Origin of the sequence: Streptomyces sp. NPDC093065, assembly GCF_044754585.1 — a bacterium.
Taxonomy (GTDB): domain Bacteria; phylum Actinomycetota; class Actinomycetes; order Streptomycetales; family Streptomycetaceae; genus Streptomyces.
Genome location: NZ_JBIVPJ010000003.1, coordinates 246522 through 260427 on the forward strand (window position 1 = coordinate 246522; position 13906 = coordinate 260427).

Below are 13906 nucleotides of genomic sequence, written 5' to 3' on the forward strand. Positions count from 1 at the left end.
TCACATTACTGGTTAATGCGCATTAGGTAATGCGCATTAACACTGACGGCGGAGCGACGGAGAGGAGTGGCGGTGGCGAAGGAAGCCGCAGGGCGGGCGAGGCCGGGGAGGGCCCCCGCGCCGGCCGGCCGGCGAGCCCGGCCGAGGCAGGCGGAGGTGGCCGGGCTCGCCGGTGTCTCGCAGGCGACGGTGTCCCTGGTGCTCTCCGGGCGCGACATCGCGACCGGGCGGCCGATCTCGGCGGAGACCCGGGCGAAGGTCCTGGACGCCGCCCGAAGCCTCGGCTACGTACCCGACCCGGCCGCCAGCCGCCTCGCCGCCGCCCGCAACAACCTGGTCGGCGTCTTCAGCTTCACCGCCACCTTCCCGACCGACGTGCGGCACTCGTACTACCCCTTCCTTGTCGGGGTGGAGCAGGAGGCCGCCGCGCAGGGCTACGACCTGGTGCTGTTCACCGGGTCGAGCACCGGGGGAGCGGGGGCGGGCGGAGCCGGCGCCCTCAACCGGGTGCGGCTGGCGGACGGCTGCCTCTTCCTGGGCCGCCACGCCCCCGCGGACGAACTGCGCCGCCTGGTGGCCGACGACTTCCCGGTCGTCCACGTGGGCCGGCGCGACGAGCCGGACGGCCTCGCCTGGGTCGGCGCCGACTACGTCAGCGCCAGCCGCGAGGTCGTCGGCGCCCTCTCCCGGCTCGGTCACCGCCGTGTCCTCCTCGTCCGCGAGGACGACGACGCGCCCGCCTCCACCGACCGCGAACGCGGCTTCCTGGACGGGCTCTCGGCGAGTGGACTGCCCGCCGGACCCGAGGCCGTCTTCCGCTCCGCGGACCCGCGCCGCGACCTCACCGCCGACCGGGTCCGGGCCTGGGCGGCCGACGGCGTCACCGCCTTCGTCGCCGAGGAGACCGACACCGGCGCCGCCTGGCGCGCCCTGCGCGCCGCCGTGGACGACGCGGGCCTGGACTGTCCCGGGGAGGTGTCCCTCGCACTGCTCGGCAGCCCGCCCGCCGACCTCGCGGACGGGCCGGTGCCCATGGGCTTCGACATCCCGCGCCCCGCGCTGGGCGCCGAGGCCGTACGGCTGCTCGCCGCACGCATCGCGGGCGGGCCCGCCGTCGGCACCCTCGTCGCCTGCGCCTTCCGGCCCGGCGCCACCGCGGGCCCCCCGTCCGGCCCCTGAATCCACCGCCCACCACCCACAGAACCGACCGCACCACCTAAGGAGCAGCAGCGTGATACCGGAACCCGACATCCTCGTCGTCGGCGGCGGCCTCGGCGGCGTAGCCGCGGCGCTCGCCGCCTGCCGGGCCGGCCGCAGCGTCGTCCTGACCGAGGAGACGGACTGGATCGGCGGCCAGCTCACCAGCCAGGCCGTACCGCCCGACGAGCACCCGTGGGTCGAACAGTTCGGCACCACCGCCGCCTACCGACGGCTGCGCGAGGGCATCCGCCAGTACTACCGCCAGTGGTACCCGCTGCGCGCCGAGGCCGCCGCCCTGACCGACCTCAACCCGGGCGCCGGCCGGGTCAGCAAGCTCTGCCACGAGCCGCGCGTCGCCCTCGCCGTCCTGGAGGGCATGCTCGCCCCGCACCGGGCGGCCGGCCGGCTCACCGTCCTCACCGAGCACCGTCCGGTGGCCGCCGAGACCGACAACGATGTCGTCCGCGCCGTCACCCTGGAGGACCTCCGCGACGGCACCCGCCGCACCGTCCCCGCCCGCTACGTCCTGGACGCCACCGAGACCGGCGAACTGCTCCACCTCGCCGGCGTCGAGCACGTCAACGGCGCCGAGTCCCGGGCCGAGTTCGACGAACCGCACGCCCCCGACCGGGCCCAGCCGGGCAACCAGCAGGGCATCACCGTCTGCTTCGCCCTCTCCCACCACGAGGGCGAGGACCACACGATCGACCGTCCCGCCGACTACGGCTTCTGGCGCGACTACAAACCCGACTTCTGGCCCGGCCCGCTGCTCGGCTTCGAGGCCCCCGACCCGCGCACCCTCGAACCGGTGCCGCGCACCTTCGTACCCAACCCCGACCTCGACCCGCTCGCCGTCAACGCCGACCAGAGCGCCGACGCGGGCGACAAGGAACTGTGGGGATTCAGGCGCATCCTCGCCCGCAAGCTGCACACCGACGGCGCCTTCGACTCCGACATCACCCTCGTCAACTGGCCGCTGAACGACTACTGGCTGAGGCCCTACATCGGCGAGGAGGCCGAAGCCCTGCGCGAGGCACGCCAGTTGTCCCTGTCGGTGCTGTACTGGCTGCAGACCGAGGCGCCCCGCGCGGACGGCGGCACCGGCTTCCCCGGACTGCGCCCGCGCCCCGACGTGATGGGCACCGCCGACGGCCTCGCCAAGGCGGCCTACGTCCGCGAGTCCCGCCGGATCAAGGCCGTCACCACCGTCACCGAGCACGACGTGGCCATCGACCTGATCGGCCCCTACGGCCGCACCCGTCACCGCGACTCCGTGGGCGTCGGCAACTACCGCATCGACCTGCACCCCTCCACGGGCGGCGACGGCTACGTGGACATCGGCTCCGTGCCCTTCGAGATACCGCTCGGCGCCCTCGTGCCGCGCCGGGTGCGCAACCTGCTCCCGGCCGGCAAGAACCTCGGCACCACCCACATCACCAACGGCTGCTACCGGCTGCACCCGGTGGAGTGGAACATCGGCGAGGTCGCCGGAGCCCTCGCCGCACACTGCCTCGCCGAGGGCGTCGAACCGCACCAGGTGCAGGCCGAGGACAAGAGGTTCGAGGCGTTCGCCGGAGTGCTCGACCGCGACGGCGTACAGCGTCACTGGCCCGACGTCAGGGGCTACTGAACCACCCCGCGCGCGGCGCGAGTTCGGGCGGGGCAGCACCACCTGCCCCGCCCGGTGACCGCCCGCGTGCGGACCGACCCAGCACAAGGAGGTGCCCGGACATGACCACCCACCGCATCCGCGTCGGCATCGACGTGGGCGGAACCTTCACCGACGCCGTGGCGGTCGACGCCACGACGCTCAGGCTCGTGGGCCAGGTGAAGGTCCCCACGAGCCACCATCACGAGGACGGTGTCGCGCACGGCATCGTCGAGGCGCTCGACCGGCTGCTGACGCAGACCGGACACGACCCCGCCGACGTGGCCTTCCTGGCGCACGGCACGACCCAGGCTACCAACGCCCTGCTGGAGGGCGACGTCGCCACCGTCGGCCTGCTCGGCATCGGCACCGGCGGCGGCACGTACTTCACCCGCCGGCTCGCCACCCTCGCCAAGCTCGAACTCACCCCCGGCAAACGGCTGCCGCTGCACTACGCGCACGTGTCCGACCCCGAGGACGCCCCCGCCGTACGGGCCGCCGTCGAACAGCTCACCGCCGCGGGAGCCCAGGCCCTGGTGGCCAGCGAACCCTTCGGCGTCGACCGGCCCGAGGGCGAGGAGGCGGTCGCCGACGCGGCCCGCACCACCGGCCTGCCGACCACCGCCGCGCACGAGATCACCTCCCTGTACGGCCTGCGCAAACGCACCCGCACCGCCGTCGTCAACGCGGCGATCCTGCCGCGCATGCTGGCCACCGCCGACCTCGTCGACGCCTCCATCACCAAGGCGGGCGTCACCGCGCCGCTGATGGTGATGCGCTGCGACGGGGGAGTGATGTCCCTGGACGAGATGCGGCGCAGGCCCCTGCTGACCGTGCTGTCCGGGCCGGCCGCCGGGGTCGCCGGGGCGCTCATGCAGGAACGCGTCAGCGAGGGAGTGTTCCTGGAGACCGGCGGCACCTCGACCGACATCAGCGTCGTCAAGCGCGGCAAGGTCGCCGTGCGGCACGCCGTGCTGCTCGGCCGGACCTCCTACCTCAACGCCCTGGACGTGCGCACCGTCGGCGTCGGCGGCGGCTCCATGGTCCGGGTCGCGGGCGGCCGGGTCACCGGCGCCGGGCCGCGCAGCGCGCACATCGCCGGTCTCCCGTACGCCTGTTACGCCGACCCGGCCGACCTGCGGGACGCGAGGCTGTCCACCATCAGCCCGCTGCCCGGCGACCCCGGCGACTACGCCGTCCTCGACGCGGCCGGCGGCAGGTTCGCCCTCACCATGACCTGCGCCGCCAACGCGCTCGGCCGAGTGCCGGAGGGCGACTTCGCGCACGCCGACCCGGACACCGCCCGCGCCGCGCTGGCGCCGCTCGCCGCCGCGCTCGGCACCGACGTGGACACCGCGGCCGCCCGGCTCCTGGACGCGGGCACCGACCAGGTGAAGTCCGTCGTGGACGACCTCGTACGCGAGTACCGCCTCGACACCGACACCGCCGTCCTGGTCGGCGGGGGCGGCGGCGCCGCGTCCGTCACGCCGCACCTGGCCGCCCGCTCCGAGATGACCGGCCGGATCGCGCGGCACAGCGAGGTCATCAGTCCCATCGGCGTCGCCCTCGCCCTGGTCCGCGAGCAGGTCGAGCGGATCGTGCCCGGCGCCACCCAGGAACAGATCCTCGCCGTGCGCGCCGAGGCCGAGAGCGCCGTGGTCGGACAGGGTGCCGCCGCCGACGGCGTCGAGGTCGAGGTCACCGTCGACCCGCAGACCAACGTCGTACGCGCCGTCGCCACCGGTGCCACCGAACTGCGCACCCAGGACCGCTCCCACCGGGCCGACGACGCGGAGCGGCTGCGCCTGGCCGCCACCAGCCTGAAGACCGACCCGTCGCACGTGCACGTCCTCGCCGGCACCCCCGCGCACACCGTGTACGGCACCGAGGTCCACCGGCGCTTCCGGCCCGTCCGCCACCCGGTGCGGGTCGTCGACGCCGACGGGGTCGTCCGCCACCACGCCCCCGACGCCCGGGTCGAGGCGACCACCGTCGCCGCCGCCCCCGAGGTGCTCGCCAAGCTGGTCGCCGAGCACACCTCCTACGGCGACGGAGGCGTCCGCGCCCCCGCCGTGCGGCTGCTGCTCGGCTCCCGCATCGCCGACCTCTCCGGCGTCCTGGACCCGCAGCCGCTGCTCGCCCTCGCCCGCAGCGAGCTGCGCTCCCGCGCCGCCGACGAACCGGTGGTCGCCGTACTGGAGGTGCGCGAATGAACGGGTCACCGGCACCGGTGACGGACGGTCTCGCCGCCACCGACGACATCGGATGGGCCGTGCGGCTGCTGGCCGCCACCCCGACCCACGAACACCGCGACCCGGGGCTGCTGCGCCGGTGGGCGCGGGCGGCCGACGCGTTCGGTGCCGCGCTCGCGCCCGTCCGGTGCGAGGCGAGGGTCGTGGAGCGCGACGGCGGTCTGCAGCTGGGGCTGCTCGCCCGGTACAGCTCCAGACCACCCACCGTCGAGCTGTACACCGACACGATCGAACTCGCCGAACGGGTCGTCGACGCCCGGGGCTGGCGCGACTGGTACCCGCCCGGCTCCGTACGGGCGGCCGCGCTCGCCCACGAGGCGGTGCACGTCCACCTCCACCACGGCCCCGCGAAGGCGGCCCTGAAGCGCGCCCTCGGACACAGCGCCCTACGCCTGGGCCGGCTGCGCGTCCCCGGTCATGTCGCCGGGGCCGAGGAGGTGGCCGCCCACGCCTACGCCCGAACCGTCTGCGGACTCGGCCGCAGCCCCCTGCTGCTGACCGCGGCCCTGGCCGCCGAGAGCGAGTCCCGTACCCGGACCGTCGCCGGGGACACCCCGCCACCCGCACGCCACGCAAGAAGAGAGAACTGACCCATGGGTGTCGTCATCCTCCTCGTCATGGCGGCCGGTGTCGCCGCGATGCTCACCCGCAAGCTCCCCACGGCCTTCGCGCTGGTGCTGCTGGCCGTGGTCATCGCCTTCCTCTCCGGTGCGCCCCTGACCGGAAAGAACAGTGTCCTGGACACGGTGCTCCAGGAGGGCGCCCCGGCGCTCGCGGCGACGATGGTCGCCATCATCCTCGGCTCCTGGCTCGGGAAGCTGCTGGACGAGACCGGCATCGCCGGCACCCTCGTCCGCAAGATCGTCGAGTTCGGCGGCGACCGGCCCACCGTCGTCGCCCTCGGTGTCCTCGCCGTGTCGGCGCTCGTCGGCACCGTCACCGGCTCGGCGCCGGCCGCGATGCTGGCCGGCATCATCGGCATCCCCGCGATGGTCGCCGTCGGCGTGCCCAAGGTGACCGCGGCGGGCACGGTGCTGATGGGCATCGCCGTCGGCGTCCCCTTCGAGCTGCCGGTCTGGCAGTTCTTCTCCACCGCCCTCGACCTGCCGGTCGACACCGTCCGCGGCTTCATGGTGAAGCTGTTCCCGTTCGCCCTGGTCGCCGCCGTCGCCTACGTCGTCATCGAGAACCGGCGGCGCGGCACCGAGCACGCCTGGTCCCTCAAGTCGGTCTCCGCCCGCCCGGCCCCGCGCCGCGAACGCCTCGGCGACGCACCCTGGTACGCGCTGCTCGCCCCCGTGATCCCGCTCGTACTGGCCCTCGGCCTGGAAGTGGCCATCATCCCCTCGATGCTGGCCGGCGTGCTCTACGCGCTGGTCACCACCACCCGGCCCGGCGAGATGAACAAGCGGCTGCTGCGCACCCTGTACGGCGGCTTCGAGGTGGCCGCGCCGCCGCTGGCCCTGTTCGTGGCGATCGGCATCCTGCTCGCGGCCGTCAAGCTGCCCGGTGCGGTGGACGCGCTGGAGCCGCTGATGAAGGCGGTCAGCCCGCAGAACCCGGTGCTGTTCGTCGTCGTCTTCACCGTGCTGGTACCGCTGTGCCTGTACCGCGGCCCGCTCAACGTGTTCGGGCTCGGCGCGGGCATCGCGGGCGTCCTGATCGCCACCGGCATCTACCCGGCCGTCGCCGTCCTCGGCATGGCCACCTCGTACAACCAGGTCTTCGGCGTCGCCGACCCGACCAGCACCCAGACCGTGTGGGCCGCGCAGTACGCGGGTGTCAGTCCGCAGCAGGTCATGGTCCGCACCCTGCCCTACGTGTGGCTGGTCGCCCTGGGCGGCATGTGCGTCACCGCCGCCCTGTACCTGTGACATCCCCCCTCACCCAGGAGTCGACATGCACGAGCCGCACCTCGACCGCCGTCTGTTCCTGAAGGGCACGGCCGGCGCCGGCGCCGCCCTCGCCCTGGGCGCGACCGCCGCGCCCGCCGCCTCCGCCGCACCCGGCGGCTTCCCCGACTACACCTACGTCCGCACCCTGCTGACCCCGTCCCGGCTCGCCTACAACCCCACCGGCGAGATCATCTTCCCGACCGTCCGGGGCGTCTACGACCGGCTCCCGGCGAGCGGCCGGCTCGGCCGCTACTACCTGTACTACGCCCCGCACGACGCCCCCGGCGGCATCTGCCTGGCCTACGGCGACTCGCTGGAGGGACCCTTCACGGAGTACCCGCACAACCCGATCGTCTCCAACCAGTGGTCGCCGCACTACTCCGTCAGCCACGTCTCCTCGCCGCACGTGATGTGGCATGCCGCGAGGAAGGAGATGTGGCTCTACTTCCACGGCGAGAACACCACGACCAGGCTCGCCCGTTCCACCGACGGCATCCACTTCACCTACGACAAGGTCGTGCTGAACACCTCGATGCTGCCGTCCGGCACCACCGAGACCTCCTACGCGCGCGTCTTCCCGCACGAACTGCCCTCGCGCGGCGCGCACTACGTCATGGTCTTCATGATCAACAACACGTCGAACCACCGCGACATCGGCTGGGGATGGTCCGCCGACGGCCGCTCCTGGACGTTCGCCCAGGAGCCCTTGGTGCGCCACGGCGACGTCGGCGCGGTCAACGTGGGCGGGCCGCACCTGCTGTACCGCGGCGGCACCACGTACGTCGTCTACAACAAGGACAAGGAGAGCGGCGGCGACCTGATGATCACCGAGGTCGGAAACGACTTCTCGCTCCGCAGGCACCTCGGTGTCTTCTACGACTCCCGCGGCTCCGCGCCGGAGAACGGCCGCGCGGCGGCGCCGAGTTTCGGCACCGACCACGGCGTGCCGTACATGGTCTACGAGGCGGGCGAGCGGCTGGCCGGCTCGATCGCGATGGCCCGGGGCTGACGGGCACCCTCCGTCGCCGTGCAAGACAGCGGGGCCGCCCGTCCGGATCGGACGGGCGGCCCCGCTGCGGCCGGGTGCCTAGGCGACCGGAGCCGCCGGGTCCTTGCCCACCTGCACGGTGAGGTCCCCGCCGGACTCCTCGGCCAGACGCTCCATGCCGCTGGTGGTCTTCAGCGGCTTCTCCTTGATGAAGACGACGGCGACCAGCGCGAGCACCGCGAACGGCGTGGCGACCAGGAACAGGTCGGCCGTGGCGACGGCGTAGGCGTGCTCGACGATCGCGCGCATCGGGGCGGGCAGCGTGGACATGTCCGGGACGCTGCCCTCGCCCGAGCCGGCACCGCCCGGCACGGTGATGCCCGCGTCGCTGAGGCCCTTGGCCGTCTCACTGGCGACCCGGTTGGCGAGGATCGCGCCGAGGACGCTGACGCCGATGGTGCCGCCCATGCTGCGGAAGAAGGACAGCACGGAGGTCGCGGCGCCCAGGTCGGCGGCGGGCACGTCGTTCTGGGCGGCCAGCACCAGGTTCTGCATCAGCATGCCGACGCCGATGCCCAGGATCGCCATGTAGAGGCTGAGCAGGCCGAAGTCGGTCTTGGCGTCGATCGTGGCCAGCAGTGCCAGGCCGACGGCCATGACGACCGCGCCCGCCACCAGGTACCGCTTCCACTTGCCGGTCCGGCTGATCACCTGTCCGGCGACGGTGGACGACACCAGCAGACCGAGGATCATGGGCAGGCTCATCAGACCGGCGACGGTCGGCGACTTGCCCAGGGAGATCTGGAAGTACTGCGAGAGGAAGACGGTCCCGCCGAACATGGCGACACCGACCAGGAGGCTGGCGACGGTGGTGAGGGTGACCGTGCGGTTCCGGAAGATGCCGAGCGGGATGACCGGCTCGGCGGTGCGGGCCTCGACGAACACCGCCGCGACCAGCATCAGCACGCCGCCGCCGGTGAGGGCACCGGTCTGCCAGGACGCCCAGTCGAACTCGTTGCCCGCCAGCGACACCCAGATGAGCAGCGCGCAGACACCCGCGACGATCAGGAGGGCGCCGAGCCAGTCGATGCGCACCTCGCGCTTCACGGTGGGCAGGCGCAGGGTGCGCTGGAGCAGCGCGATGGCGAGCAGCGCGAACGGCACGCCGATGAAGAAGCACCAGCGCCAGCCCAGCCACGAGGTGTCCACCAGGACGCCGCCGACCAGCGGTCCGGCCACGGTGCCCACGGCGAAGACGGCACCGAAGATACCGGCGTACTTGCCCAGCTGGCGGGGCGGGATGACGGAGGCCATCACGACCTGCGCGAGCGCGGTCAGACCGCCCGCGCCGATGCCCTGCACGACCCGGCTGAAGATCAGCAGCCCGACCCCGTGCGAGAAGCCGGCCAGCAGCGAGCCGACCACGAACATGCTCAGCGACAGCTGGAGCAGCAGCTTCTTGTTGAAGAGGTCGGAGAGCTTGCCCCACAGAGGCACCGTCGCGGTCATCGCCAGCAGCTCCGAGGTGACGACCCACGTGTAGGACGACTGGCTCGCGCCGAGGTCGGCGATGATCGTGGGCAGCGCGTTGGCCACGACCGTGCCGGCCAGGATCGCGACGAACATGCCGGCCATCAGGCCCGACATCGCCTGGAGTATCTGCCGGTGGTTCATGGAGGTGGGCGGCGCGTCGGCAGGCGCCTGTGCAGCGGTCACGGCTTCTCTTTCGGTGGTGGTGGGTCCTGTGGGGTCGCGAGCCGGGCGCGGAGGCTACGCGGAGGGTGCCGGGAGACCGGCGGCGAGGAGGGTGAACACCTCGTGGAAGACGTCGAGGAAGGCGGCTTCCTCCTGATGGGCGGACCAGTGGTCCATGCTGGTGCGCACCGCGGCGCCCGCCACCGCGGCCAGCAGCCGCGGGTAGAGCCCCGACCCGGCGCCGCCCGTGTCGCCGGCCCCGCGCAGGCGTTCGGCGATGGCGTCGGCCAGGTCAGCCTCGGCCGCCATGTGGGCTCCGACGCCGCGCGCCAGGAGGTGCGGCGAGGCGTGCAGGACCTCGGCGTGCAGCCGCCACAGCTCGTGCTGCTGCTCCGCCTCGGCCAGCTCCGCCGCCATGGCCTCACGCAGGGCCGCCAGCGGGGAGAGTTCGGCCGGTGCTTCGAGGACCGCGCGCCGCATACGGGCACCCGCGTCGTCGTCGATGACGACGAAGGCGTCGTCACGGCTGTCGAAGTAGTTGAAGAAGGTACGCACGGACACCCCGGCCGCGGCGCTGATCGCCTCGACGGTGACCTTCTCCGCCCCGTGTTCGGCGGCGAGCCGTACCGCGGCCTCGGCCAGAGCGGCACGCGTGGCCCGCTTCTTCCGCTCCCGCAGACCGCCCCCCGCGGCACCCTTCTCCGACATAAGTTGCATGGTATGCAAAGATGCACGGCATGCAAAATTGACGGGCGCCGACACCTTTCCGGGTCGTCGGCGCCCGTTGTTCTCCGGCTCGGCCCGGGCCGCTGTACGGAGAGCGGTTCAGGCCGACAGCCGAGCCAGCGTCTCCTCGAAGGGGACGGTTCCGCCGCCGGGCCTGTTGTGGGGCAGCCGGGCCAGGGCCGCGGCCATGCCGCAGGTGTCGGTCACTCCGGAGAAGACCAGCCCCGCGCCTATCGCGCCGGACAGCCAGTGCGCGGGGCGCCAGAAGCGGCCGGCCACGAAACCGGCGGCGACCAGCGATCCGGCGGCGAGGCGCACCTGCCGGTCCATGGGCCACGGCGTACGCGCCCCGGCCGGGCGCTCGACGGGGTGACCGGCCGCCGCCCAGGAGTTCGTGCCGCCCTCCAGTGTGGCCGCCGCGACGGCACGTGCCGCCAGGCGCGCGCAGCCCTTCGCGGACCGGTTGCCCGAGGCGCACACGAGCAGCAGCGGTCCGCGTGCCGCGGCCGCCGCCAGGGCGTCGGCGCCCTCGTCGAGGCGTTCCAGCGGCACGTTGTGCGCGCCGGGCAGGTGGCCCCCGGCGTGCTCGCCGGGGGAGCGGACGTCGACGACGGTGAACTCGGACAGGCGGGCCGCCGCCGCTGCGACGGTCACGGTGGTTCCGGCCGGGGTGACGGCGGGTTCGACGGGGTTGATCACGAAGTGAGACCTTTCTCGTTGTTCTCCCCCCGCGCGGTAGGATACCCGCGGGGGTATGTGGGGATCGGTGGGGTATCGGGTGAAGGAGAGGGAGAAGCGTGGAACTCGACATGTCGGCCGACGAACTGAAGTCGGCGCTCAACCGGCTGCGTCGCGCTCAGGGGCAGCTCGCGGGAGTCATCCGGATGATCGAGGAGGGCCGCGACTGCGAGGACGTGGTCACCCAGCTCGCCGCCGTCTCCCGTGCCCTGGACCGGGCCGGCTTCTCGATCATCGCCACGGGGCTGCAGCAGTGCATGACCAGTGAGGACCCGGAGGTCCGGGACTCGGCGCAGATGCGGGCCCGGCTGGAGAAGCTCTTCCTCTCCCTGGCCTGACGCCCGCCGGGCGCGGCGCGGATCACAGCACCGACGTCGCGCCCATCGCCAGGGCCACGGCGAGCAGCACGGCGCCGAAGACGCGCCGCAGCGTCCCCGGGGAGACCTTCGCCGCCAGCCGCCTGCCGTCCCACGCGCCGAGCACCGCGGTCGCCAGGAACGGCAGGAGCAGCGCGAGGTCCAGGTGCACGGCCGTGTACGCCCGGCCCGCGAGGGCCACCAGCGCGTTGGCGGCGATCACCAGCAGGCTCGTGCCCACCGCCGCGCCCATCGGCACCGCCAGCACCGTCACCAGCGCGGGCACCGCGAGGAAGCCGCCGCCGACCCCCAGGAAGCCGGTCACCGCGCCGAGGCCGGCCCCGGCCCCGGCCGCGCGCGTCCCGGACACGGTGCCCTTACCGCGTGACGTGCGCCGGCCCAGCATGTGCAGGCCGGCCAGTGCGGCCAGGGCCGCGAACAGCAGCGTCAGCACCGCCTCCGGGACCCGCGCCGACAGGGCTCCGGCCGCGGCGGCGGGCAGTACACCCGCCGCCGCGAACAGCAGCCCGGCCCGCCAGCGCACGGCGCCCGCCCTGGCGTGCGCCACCAGCGCGGTGACCGACGTGACGATCACGACGACCAGGCTCGCGGTGGTCGCCGCGGCCGGGGTGAAGCCGAGCAGGTAGATGAGCGCGGGCACGGTGAGGATGCTGCCGCCCGCCCCCAGCGCACCCAGGGACACACCGGCCACGGCGCCGGCGAGCAGGGCGAGGACGAGCGGCGTCATGCGGCCGCGTCGTCCGAGGGCGTCACGAGCGGGAGACCGGCCTCGGCCGCCGCGGCGAACCCGTCGTCGACCGCGACCACCTCCCGGCCGGCGGCGTCCAGCACGGACGCGGCGACCGCCGCGCGCATCCCGCCCGCGCAGTGCACCCACACCGTGCCCGGCGGCACCTCGTCCAGGCGCCGGTGGATCTCGTGGACGGGCAGATGCACGCTGCCCCGGACCCACCCGTGGGCGCGCTCGGCCGCCCGGCGCACGTCGACGACCACCACGTCCCCGTCCTGCCGCCGCGCCGCGGCCAGCTCCGCGAAGGTGGCCCGGCGGAAGGAGGCGGGCCGGTCCCCCTCCCTGACCCAGTCGGCCGGTGAGCCCACCGCCGCCGCGGCCGGGCGGTCGATGCCCACCCGGGCCAGTTCGCGCTGGGCGCGGGCGACGTCGTCCGCGCTGTGTGCGAGCAGCGTCACCGGCCTGCCCCAGGGGACCATCCAGGCCAGATAGGTCGCGAGCCGTCCGTCGACCTCGAAGTTGAGCGACCCGGCGACATGGCCGGCGGCGAAGGCCACCCGGGAGCGCAGGTCCACGATCCACTCGCCGGCGGCGAGACGCCGGGCCACTTCGTCCGCGTCGGCGCGCCGGGGTTCGGTGAGGTCCAGCGGGGCGGGGCCGCCGGCGTTCACCGGCGCCATGTGCGCGTAGTACGCCGGCACGTCGTCCAGCCCCGCCAGCAGCTCCCGTACGAAGGTCTCCACGTCCTGGACGAGCGCCGGGTTGGCCGCCCTCTCGGCGCCGACGGTGCTGTGCTCGCCGCCGGAGGCGGAGGAGGAGCAGAAGCTGCCGAAGCCGTGCGTGGGCAGCACGCTCACGGCGTCCCCGAGCTGGTCCGCGAGACGGTGCGCGGAGGCGTGCTGCGCGCGGGCCAGCTCCTCGGTGAGCCGTGGCTCCACGAGGTCGGGCCGGCCCACGGTGCCGATCAGCAGCGAACCGCCCGTGAAGGCCGCCACGTCGTGCCCCGCCTCCCGGAGGACGTACGAGGTGTGGTGCGGGGTGTGGCCCGGCGTGGCCACCGCGCGCAGCTCCAGCCCCGCGTCGACCGGCTTCACGTCGCCGTCGGCCACCGCCACGCGCGCGTACGCCACCTCGGCCCCGGCCGGCACCAGGTAGCGCGCGCCGGTGAGGCGGGCCAGCTCCAGGCCGCCGGTGACGTAGTCGTTGTGGACGTGGGTCTCGGCGACGGCGGTGATCCGCACTCCGCGCCGGGCGGCCGCGGCGACGACGCGGTCGATGTCCCGCGGCGGGTCCACGACCACGGCCGAACCGGGACCGCCCGCCAGGTAGCTGCGATTGCCCAGTCCCTCGGTCTCCAGGACGTCGACAAAGAACACGGCGCGCTCTCCTTCCGCTTTCGAATTACCCCCGGGGGTATCTCTCCCGGCCACCGTAACAGATATACCCAGGGGGGTATTCTGGGCGTCGTTCGGAGGGTCTTCCGGAGCGTCTTGCGGAGCACCGCGGGCCCGCCGCGCCGCCGTCCCGCAGATCCGCCGCAGAACTCCGGCAACTCCTGTGTACGACGCAGAAGTTGGGGTACCCGCTGCACCAGCACGGTCGACACCGGGGTCGGCGCCGGTGACGGCCGTGCTGCTCTCGTCGCGCACCGCCGCCC

At 73.8% G+C, this 13906-nt stretch carries 12 protein-coding genes; 7 read left to right on the plus strand and 5 right to left on the minus strand.

Annotation, left to right across the window (positions count from 1 at the left end; genetic code table 11):
* Positions 1-72: 72 nt before the first annotated feature.
* From ACIQFU_RS07065 to ACIQFU_RS07090, 6 genes are all read left to right on the plus strand, one after another.
* Entirely contained in the window at positions 73-1179 is a 1107-nt protein-coding gene (locus ACIQFU_RS07065) for a LacI family DNA-binding transcriptional regulator (RefSeq protein WP_402549597.1), read from the plus strand.
* Between the two features lie 52 nt (positions 1180-1231).
* A complete protein-coding gene (locus tag ACIQFU_RS07070; protein ID WP_402549598.1) occupies positions 1232-2830 on the plus strand; it encodes an FAD-dependent oxidoreductase in 1599 nt (532 codons plus the stop codon).
* Positions 2831-2931: 101 nt separating this feature from the next.
* Positions 2932-5061, plus strand: coding sequence for a hydantoinase/oxoprolinase family protein (locus ACIQFU_RS07075; RefSeq protein WP_402549599.1), 2130 nt, complete (start codon positions 2932-2934; stop codon positions 5059-5061).
* Positions 5058-5690, plus strand: a complete 633-nt coding sequence (locus ACIQFU_RS07080) for a hypothetical protein (RefSeq protein ID WP_402549600.1) — start codon at positions 5058-5060, stop codon at positions 5688-5690. The genes ACIQFU_RS07075 and ACIQFU_RS07080 overlap by 4 nt, the downstream gene beginning before the upstream one ends.
* Positions 5691-5693: 3 nt before the next feature.
* Entirely contained in the window at positions 5694-6974 is a 1281-nt protein-coding gene (locus tag ACIQFU_RS07085; RefSeq protein WP_402549602.1) for a TRAP transporter large permease subunit, read from the plus strand.
* Positions 6975-6999: 25 nt separating this feature from the next.
* On the plus strand, positions 7000-8004 hold the full coding sequence (locus ACIQFU_RS07090) for a hypothetical protein (RefSeq protein ID WP_402549603.1): 1005 nt from the start codon (positions 7000-7002) through the stop codon (positions 8002-8004).
* 78 nt (positions 8005-8082) lie between these two features.
* Here the strand turns inward: ACIQFU_RS07090 and ACIQFU_RS07095 are convergent, their stop codons facing one another.
* The 3 genes from ACIQFU_RS07095 to ACIQFU_RS07105 form a co-directional block, all read right to left on the minus strand.
* Positions 8083-9699 (minus strand): MDR family MFS transporter, encoded by a 1617-nt coding sequence (locus ACIQFU_RS07095; protein ID WP_402549604.1) that lies wholly within the window; start codon positions 9697-9699, stop codon positions 8083-8085.
* A gap of 54 nt (positions 9700-9753) precedes the next feature.
* The gene (locus ACIQFU_RS07100; RefSeq protein WP_402549606.1) at positions 9754-10395 is read right to left on the minus strand and encodes a TetR/AcrR family transcriptional regulator; all 642 of its coding nucleotides are present in this window, start codon (positions 10393-10395) and stop codon (positions 9754-9756) included.
* A gap of 108 nt (positions 10396-10503) precedes the next feature.
* Positions 10504-11103, minus strand: coding sequence for a rhodanese-like domain-containing protein (locus ACIQFU_RS07105; protein WP_402549607.1), 600 nt, complete (start codon positions 11101-11103; stop codon positions 10504-10506).
* A gap of 98 nt (positions 11104-11201) precedes the next feature.
* Between ACIQFU_RS07105 and ACIQFU_RS07110 the strand changes: the two genes are divergently transcribed.
* Positions 11202-11480 carry a metal-sensitive transcriptional regulator gene (locus ACIQFU_RS07110; protein ID WP_102930309.1) on the plus strand — a complete coding sequence of 93 codons (279 nt, stop codon included), beginning with the start codon at positions 11202-11204 and terminating at the stop codon, positions 11478-11480.
* A gap of 22 nt (positions 11481-11502) precedes the next feature.
* Here the strand turns inward: ACIQFU_RS07110 and ACIQFU_RS07115 are convergent, their stop codons facing one another.
* Positions 11503-12246 carry a sulfite exporter TauE/SafE family protein gene (locus ACIQFU_RS07115; RefSeq protein ID WP_402549608.1) on the minus strand — a complete coding sequence of 248 codons (744 nt, stop codon included), beginning with the start codon at positions 12244-12246 and terminating at the stop codon, positions 11503-11505.
* A complete protein-coding gene (locus tag ACIQFU_RS07120) occupies positions 12243-13625 on the minus strand; it encodes a rhodanese-like domain-containing protein (protein ID WP_402549609.1) in 1383 nt (460 codons plus the stop codon). Before ACIQFU_RS07120 ends, ACIQFU_RS07115 begins: the two co-directional genes overlap by 4 nt.
* Positions 13626-13906: the final 281 nt, after the last annotated feature.

Excerpts from the sequence above, each read along its gene's own strand:
- ACIQFU_RS07075 (WP_402549599.1), top strand. The coding sequence starts at position 2,932 with ATGACCACCCACCGCATCCGCGTCGGCATCGACGTGGGCGGAACCTTC.
- ACIQFU_RS07080 (WP_402549600.1), top strand. The coding sequence starts at position 5,058 with ATGAACGGGTCACCGGCACCGGTGACGGACGGTCTCGCCGCCACCGAC.
- ACIQFU_RS07085 (WP_402549602.1), top strand. The coding sequence starts at position 5,694 with ATGGGTGTCGTCATCCTCCTCGTCATGGCGGCCGGTGTCGCCGCGATG.
- ACIQFU_RS07090 (WP_402549603.1), top strand. The coding sequence starts at position 7,000 with ATGCACGAGCCGCACCTCGACCGCCGTCTGTTCCTGAAGGGCACGGCC.
- ACIQFU_RS07100 (WP_402549606.1), bottom strand. The coding sequence starts at position 10,395 with ATGCAACTTATGTCGGAGAAGGGTGCCGCGGGGGGCGGTCTGCGGGAG.
- ACIQFU_RS07115 (WP_402549608.1), bottom strand. The coding sequence starts at position 12,246 with ATGACGCCGCTCGTCCTCGCCCTGCTCGCCGGCGCCGTGGCCGGTGTG.